This is a genomic window from Haemophilus sp. HMSC068C11 (genome assembly GCF_001815355.1).
Classification (GTDB): domain Bacteria; phylum Pseudomonadota; class Gammaproteobacteria; order Enterobacterales; family Pasteurellaceae; genus Haemophilus_D.
Map to the genome: position 1 here is coordinate 92418 of NZ_KV820373.1, position 7860 is coordinate 100277.

Genomic DNA, 7860 nt, shown 5'->3' on the forward strand with positions numbered 1-7860 from the left:
CCCTTAACTCCGACAGGAGACTATTTGTGAAAGACTTAGTTAAGTTTTTAAAAGCACAATCAAAAACCAGTGAAGATTTTGATGTGATTAAAATTGGGTTAGCTTCTCCAGACATGATCCGTTCTTGGTCATTTGGTGAAGTTAAAAAACCTGAAACAATCAACTATCGTACGTTCAAACCTGAGCGTGACGGTCTTTTCTGTGCACGTATTTTCGGGCCAGTAAAAGATTACGAATGTTTATGCGGAAAATATAAACGCTTAAAACACCGTGGTGTGATTTGTGAAAAATGTGGTGTTGAAGTAACACAAACTAAAGTGCGTCGTGAACGTATGGGCCACATTGAATTGGCTTGTCCAGTTGCACACATTTGGTTCTTAAAATCACTTCCGTCCCGTATCGGTTTATTACTTGATATGCCGTTACGTGATATTGAGCGTGTGCTTTACTTTGAAATGTACATCGTAACCGAACCGGGTATGACCGATTTGGAACGTGGACAGTTATTAACTGAAGAACAATTCCTTGATGCAGAAGACCGCTGGCAAGATGAATTCGAAGCCAAAATGGGTGCTGAAGCAATTCAAGATTTACTTAAAGGTATTGATCTTGAAGTGGAATGTGAAAAATTACGTGAAGAGTTACAAGAAACTAACTCTGAAACAAAACGTAAGAAAATCACTAAACGCTTAAAATTATTAGAAGCTTTCCAACAATCTGGTAACAAACCAGAATGGATGGTGATGACTGTATTACCAGTACTTCCACCAGATTTACGTCCGTTAGTACCATTAGATGGTGGTCGTTTTGCAACTTCTGACTTAAACGATCTATATCGTCGCGTGATCAACCGTAACAACCGTTTAAAACGTTTATTGGATTTAATCGCACCAGATATTATCGTGCGCAACGAAAAACGTATGTTACAAGAATCTGTTGATGCGTTATTAGATAATGGTCGTCGTGGTCGTGCGATTACGGGTTCTAACCGTCGTCCATTAAAATCACTTGCGGATATGATCAAAGGTAAACAAGGTCGTTTCCGTCAAAACTTATTAGGTAAACGTGTTGACTATTCAGGCCGTTCTGTAATCACCGTAGGTCCATACTTGCACTTACACCAATGTGGTTTACCGAAGAAAATGGCATTGGAATTATTCCGTCCGTTTATCTATGCAAAATTAGAAAGCCGTGGTTATGCAACCACAATTAAAGCGGCTAAGAAAATGGTTGAGCGTGAAGATGCGATCGTTTGGGATATCTTGGCAGAAGTTATTCGTGAGCACCCAATCCTATTGAACCGTGCGCCAACACTTCACCGTTTAGGTATCCAAGCGTTTGAACCACTTCTAATCGAAGGTAAAGCAATCCAGTTACACCCACTTGTTTGTGCAGCGTTCAACGCGGACTTCGATGGTGACCAAATGGCGGTTCACGTCCCATTAACACTTGAAGCTCAGTTAGAAGCTCGTGCGTTAATGATGTCAACCAACAACGTACTTTCACCAGCAAACGGTGATCCGATTATCGTTCCATCACAAGACGTGGTGTTGGGTCTTTACTATATGACCCGTGAAAAAGTAAACGGTAAAGGCGAAGGCATGTTATTGCAAGATCCGCGCGAAGCTGAAAAAGCATATCGCACAGGTGAAGCAGAGTTACATTCTCGCGTTAAAGTACGTATTACTGAATATGTGAAAAATGAAGCTGGCGAATTAGAAGAGAAAACCACATTAACCGATACTACTATCGGTCGTGCAATCTTATGGATGATCGCGCCGAAAGGCATGCCTTATTCATTGTTCAACCAAACATTAGGTAAAAAAGCAATTTCTAAACTCATCAACGAAGCGTATCGTCGTTTAGGTTTGAAAGAAGCGGTAATGTTTGCTGACCATATTATGTATACCGGTTTTGCTTATGCTGCACGTTCTGGTTCTTCTGTGGGTATCGACGATATGGTTATCCCAGAGAAAAAATACGAAATTATTTCTGCAGCGGAAGAAGAAGTGGCAGAAATTCAAGAACAGTTCCAATCTGGTCTTGTAACAGCTGGCGAACGTTATAACAAGGTAATCGATATTTGGGCTGCGGCGAATGAGCGCGTAGCGAAAGCGATGATGGAAAACTTATCTCAGGAAGAAGTAATCAACCGTGAAGGTAACCCTGAGAAACAAGCTTCTTTCAACAGTATCTTTATGATGGCTGATTCTGGTGCGCGTGGTTCTGCAGCTCAGATTCGTCAGTTAGCTGGTATGCGTGGTTTGATGGCGCGTCCAGATGGTTCAATTATTGAAACCCCAATTACAGCGAACTTCCGTGAAGGTTTAAACGTACTTCAGTACTTTATTTCAACCCACGGTGCGCGTAAAGGTTTGGCGGATACCGCATTAAAAACAGCAAACTCTGGTTACTTAACTCGTCGTTTAGTTGACGTGGCACAAGACTTAGTGATCGTTGAAGATGACTGTGGTACACACGAAGGCTTAGTCATGACTCCATTAATCGAAGGTGGCGATGAGAAAGTTCCACTTCGCGAATTAGTGTTAGGTCGTGTTGTAGCTGAAGATGTGTATAAACCAGGTACAGAAGAAGTCTTAATTGCACGTAACACTTTATTAGATGAAAAACTTTGTGATGTGTTAGATGCAAACTCAGTGGACAGCGTAAAAGTACGTTCTGTTGTAACTTGTGATACTGACTTTGGTGTATGTGCGAAATGTTACGGTCGTGACTTAGCGCGTGGTCACCTCATCAACCAAGGTGAAGCAGTTGGTGTTATCGCTGCTCAATCTATCGGTGAGCCAGGTACACAGTTAACCATGCGTACGTTCCACATCGGTGGTGCAGCTTCTGCAGCAGCGAAAGAATCTAGCGTACAAATCAAAAACAACGGTACTTTACACCTTGCTAACGCGAAATTCGTTGTTAATGACGAAGGTAAATTAGTTTTAACTTCTCGTAATACTGAATTAACGGTGACTGATGAATTTGGTCGTACGAAAGAACACTATAAAGTGCCTTACGGTACAGTATTGAATAAAGCAGACGGTCAAGAAGTATCAGCGGGTGAAACAGTGGCAAACTGGGATCCACATACCATGCCAGTTGTATCTGAAGTATCAGGTTTTGTGAAATTCATCGATATCGTGGACGGTTTAACTGTAACTCGTCAAACGGATGAATTAACTGGTCTTTCTTCTATCGTGGTACAAGACGTGGGTGAACGTGCAACTGCAGGTAAAGATTTACGTCCAACCATCAAATTAGTTGATGCAAAAGGTAACGATATCTTCTTACCTGAAACTGACGTTATTGCACAATACTTCTTACCAGGTAAAGCAATCGTAAGTTTAGATGACGGTGCGGAAGTGAAAGTGGGTGAACCACTTGCACGTATTCCACAAGAATCTGTAGGTACTAAAGATATTACCGGTGGTCTTCCACGCGTTGCTGATCTATTCGAAGCTCGTAAACCGAAAGAGCCTGCTATCTTGGCAGAAATTTCAGGTATCGTGTCCTTCGGTAAAGAAACCAAAGGTAAACGTCGCTTGCTAATCACCCCAACTGAAGGTGAAATCTACGAAGAAATGATTCCAAAATGGCGTCAGCTCAACGTATTTGAAGGTGAGATGGTAGAACGTGGTGACGTGATTTCTGATGGCGCAGAGACTCCACACGATATCTTACGTTTACGCGGTGTTCGTGCTGTAACTGAATATATCGTAAACGAAGTGCAAGAAGTTTACCGCTTACAAGGGGTAAAAATTAACGATAAGCACATCGAAGTTATCGTACGTCAAATGTTACGTAAAGCAGTTATCACGAAAGCTTATGACAGCGAATTCCTCGAAGGAGAACAAGTTGAAGTAGCTCGCGTGAAAATTGTGAACCGTAAACGTGAAGCGGAAGGTAAACCACCAGTTGAATTCGAACGTGAATTACTAGGTATTACCAAAGCATCATTGGCGACAGAATCCTTCATTTCTGCGGCATCGTTCCAAGAAACCACTCGTGTGCTTACTGAAGCGGCAGTGGCGGGTAAACGTGATGAATTACGTGGCTTGAAAGAGAACGTAATCGTAGGTCGTTTAATCCCTGCTGGTACTGGTTTTGCGTATCACCAAGGTCGTCACAAAAAACGTATTGTAGACGATGTTGTAATTAAATTGTCTGAAGACGATGAAGCAGCAATTGCTGATGAATTCGTGATGACAGCAGATGATGCAACAACTAACTTAGCAGAAATGCTTAATATGGCAGATGATGCAGAGTAATCGCTAATTGCTAAAAAAGAAAACCCGAGTTTAGGCTCGGGTTTTTTATTATCTTAATACAGAAAGAGCGGTCAGTTTTTGATGCGTTTTTCGTTTGGAAAAGTATCGTAAAAATGACCGCACTTTCTTTTCATCAATAAAAAACCACCTTATCGGTGGCTTTGAAATATTGTGCTTAAGCTAAGATTACCAGCCTTTTACAACACCATCTTTAAAGTGTTTTTTCGCTTCTTGGTAAACTTCTTCAGTTTGGTATGCTTTCACGAAATCTTGGATCGCTTTGCTGTCTTTGTTATCAGTACGTGCAACGATGATGTTTACGTATGGAGAATCTTTGTCTTCTACGAATACGCCGTTATCTTGTGCATTTAAGCCAACTTGACCCGCATAAGTGTTATTTACAACAGCAAGATCAACATCATCTAATGCACGAGCTGCAACAGAGGTATCTACTTCAGAAATTTTTAAGTTTTTCGGATTTTCAACGATATCTGCGACAGTTGAAAGAAGATCGTTAGAATTTTTAAGTTTGATTAAACCTTGTTTCTCAAGAAGGATTAATGCACGACCACGGTTTGATGGGTCATTTGGCACCACAATTTTCGCGCCATCTTTTAATTCATTTACATTTTTGATGGTTTTAGAATAGCCAGCAAGCGGGTAAACAAAGGTGTTACCAACGATCACTAAGTTGTTCAAGTTCTTCGCTTTTACATCTTCATCTAAGTAAGGTTTGTGTTGCATTGCGTTAGCATCTAAATCGCCTTTAGATACAGCAGTATTTGGTAATGCGTAGTCATTGAATAAAACAAATTCAACATTTAAGTTGTATTTGTCTTTTGCTACTTTTGCTGCGGTTTCGGCTACTTGGTGTTCAGGACCCGCCATTACACCAACTTTGATTGATGTTGCTGCAGGTGCAGTTGATGCTGCATCTGCTTTTTTCTCTTCTTTACAACCTGTTAATACTAATGCTGACGCGATAGCGGTGATAGCAAATAAGTTTTTTAATTTCATGTTTTTTCCTTGTTGTGAATAAAATGGTATAGAAAATAATTAACGGTGATCCACTTGTTTTGCGAGCGTGTCGCCCAAATTTTGACTGAGCATCACGATAATCACGATAACAATAGTTGCAGCCCAAGTTACCGATGGCATATTACGATAGACGCCATAGTTAATGGCGAGGCTTCCTAAGCCGCCACCGCCTTGCGTTCCCGCCATTGCGGTATAGCCAATTAATGTCACGAAAGTGAGCGTAATAGCATTAATGAGCGTAGGTAGGGATTCAGGCAAATAGAATTTACGAATAATTTGCCAATTGGTTGCGCCCATGGCTTTTGCTGTTTCAGTCAAACCGGTTGGTATCTCAAAAAGTGCATTGCTCGTAAGACGTGCAAAAAATGGCGTTGCAGCTGCACTTAATGAGACAATCGCTGCATTAGAACCAATACTGCCGCCAGGAAGCAACCAGCTCGTTAGCGGAATTAAAGCAAGTAACAAAATAATGTAAGGGATTGAACGTCCGATATTAATAATGACGTTTAAAAACGCATTGAGCTTTTTGTTTTCTAAAATCGCCCCTTTATTGGTTAAAAAGGTTAAAAAACCCAGTGGTAAGCCTAATAAAGCGGCAATTAATGTCGATAATACTGACATATAAATTGTTTCAACGGTCGATACCGTTAATAAACTCGCAAAATTATCGGGGAATTGTTGGCTAAATGTTGCCCATAAATCATTGAACATAGCCTAGCACCTCTACTCGAACGTTATTTTCCATTAAATAAACTTTGGCTTGCGTAATCGCATCTTCATCACCTTCAACCTCCGCAATGGTAAAGCCAAATTTTACCCCTCCGGCATAATCAATTTGTGATGTTAAGATACTGAGTTCCACGCCAAATTTTTTCGATGCTTGAGAAAGTAATGGCGCATCGACGGAACGACCAGTAAATTCAAATTTGATGATCGGATACGATTTGGCATGTTTTGGTGTATCAGATAAATTTTCTAAATATTCTTCCGGCAAAGTAATGTGGAAAGTCGAACTAATAAATTCTTGGGCCAATTCTGTTTTCGGATTAGAGAAAATTTCACTAACTGTGCCTTGTTCAATCAGACGGCCTTTATCAATTACGGCAACTTGATCGCAGATACGTTTAACCACTTCCATTTCATGAGTGATAAGAAGAATGGTGATACCTAAAGTGCGGTTGATTTCTTTTAATAATTTTAGAATAGATTGGGTTGTGGCCGGATCTAATGCGCTAGTTGCCTCATCACAAAGTAAGACTTTTGGATCACTTGCAAGTGCACGCGCAATAGCTACACGTTGTTTTTGACCACCAGAGAGATTAGCAGGATACACATTATGTTTATCACTTAATCCAACAAGCGCTAAAAGTGCGGTCGTTTTTTCTTGAATTTCTGCTTTTGATTTATTTTCTAATTCAAGTGGCAATGCCACGTTTTCAAAAACGGTTCGAGAGGTTAACAAATTAAAATGTTGGAAAATCATACCGATTTGGCGGCGTGTTTTCACTAATTCAGCGTCAGAAAGTTGAGTCAGATCCACATCATCGATGAGCACAGCACCGTGAGTCGGTCTTTCTAATAAGTTTACACAACGGATAAGTGTACTTTTACCAGCACCAGAGGCGCCAATGACACCGCAAATCTGTCCCTTAGGCACATGTAATGAAACATTATCAAGTGCGGTCAGTTTTTTATCTGGAAGTGTAAAAATCTTCGTAATGTTATTTAGCTTAATCATATAAGCCCTTGTTCTCAGTTAATATTTGAATTTCATTTGTATTCTAGACGTCTAGAATGCTGTGTCAATATCTTAGGGGATCTTTTTTAGACGGATCGGTTATGACTTATTATTGCTTATATTAAGGATAAAAGGGATAATTTTGTCTTAAGAAAAAGATAAATGAGAAAATATATGAAGAAAGCTGTTTTTTTAGATCGTGATGGCACTTTAAATATCGACCATGGTTATGTTCATAAAATTGATGATTTCCAATTTATTGAAGGCAGTATTGATGCATTAAAAGCATTAAAGGAAATGGGATATCTTTTAGTTTTAGTGACTAATCAATCAGGCATTGCACGTGGATATTTTTCAGAAGATCAGTTTTTACAACTTACAGAATGGATGGATTGGTCGTTAGCTGATCGTGGTGTGGATTTAGATGGTATTTATTATTGCCCTCATCACCCAGAAGGGAAGGGCGAATATAAAGAAGAGTGTGAATGTAGAAAACCAAAATCAGGTATGTTACTAGAGGCAATTAAAGCGCTGAAAATCGATCCGGCACAATCTATTATGGTTGGCGATAAGATTGAAGATCTTAAAGCAGGCATTGGCGCAAAAGTGAAAACGAATATTTTAGTGCGAACAGGCAAACCTATTACAGAAGAGGGTGAGAATCTCGCTGATTATGTTTTGGATTCCATTGCAGATTTGCCAAGAATAGCAAAACGATTAATTAAGTAACAAAAATGATCTATTTTTTGTGCGAATAGGCGAAAAGATCTTCAATCAATAAAAAATTTACATTTTTTTACAAAAAGA

The 7860-nt window shown here is 39.8% G+C and carries 5 protein-coding genes; 2 read left to right on the plus strand and 3 right to left on the minus strand.

Annotation, left to right across the window (positions count from 1 at the left end; genetic code table 11):
* The first annotated feature begins 26 nt into the window (after positions 1-26).
* The gene (gene rpoC, locus HMPREF3020_RS07010) at positions 27-4277 is read left to right on the plus strand and encodes a DNA-directed RNA polymerase subunit beta' (RefSeq protein WP_070776030.1); all 4251 of its coding nucleotides are present in this window, start codon (positions 27-29) and stop codon (positions 4275-4277) included.
* Between the two features lie 186 nt (positions 4278-4463).
* Here the strand turns inward: rpoC and HMPREF3020_RS07015 are convergent, their stop codons facing one another.
* From HMPREF3020_RS07015 to metN, 3 genes are read right to left on the minus strand one after another with little or no spacing between them, the layout of a single operon-like run.
* Positions 4464-5294: a MetQ/NlpA family lipoprotein gene (locus HMPREF3020_RS07015; protein ID WP_049367552.1), complete on the minus strand. Its 831-nt coding sequence runs from the start codon at positions 5292-5294 to the stop codon at positions 4464-4466.
* Positions 5295-5333: 39 nt separating this feature from the next.
* Positions 5334-6026 (minus strand): methionine ABC transporter permease, encoded by a 693-nt coding sequence (locus HMPREF3020_RS07020; protein WP_070776031.1) that lies wholly within the window; start codon positions 6024-6026, stop codon positions 5334-5336.
* Complete coding sequence (gene metN / locus HMPREF3020_RS07025) at positions 6016-7053, minus strand: methionine ABC transporter ATP-binding protein MetN (protein WP_049367550.1); 1038 nt, start codon at positions 7051-7053, stop codon at positions 6016-6018. The genes HMPREF3020_RS07020 and metN overlap by 11 nt, the downstream gene beginning before the upstream one ends.
* Before the next feature lie 174 nt (positions 7054-7227).
* Here metN and gmhB point away from each other — a divergent pair, with 174 nt between their 5' ends.
* Entirely contained in the window at positions 7228-7782 is a 555-nt protein-coding gene (gene gmhB / locus HMPREF3020_RS07030; protein WP_049385054.1) for a D-glycero-beta-D-manno-heptose 1,7-bisphosphate 7-phosphatase, read from the plus strand.
* Positions 7783-7860: the final 78 nt, after the last annotated feature.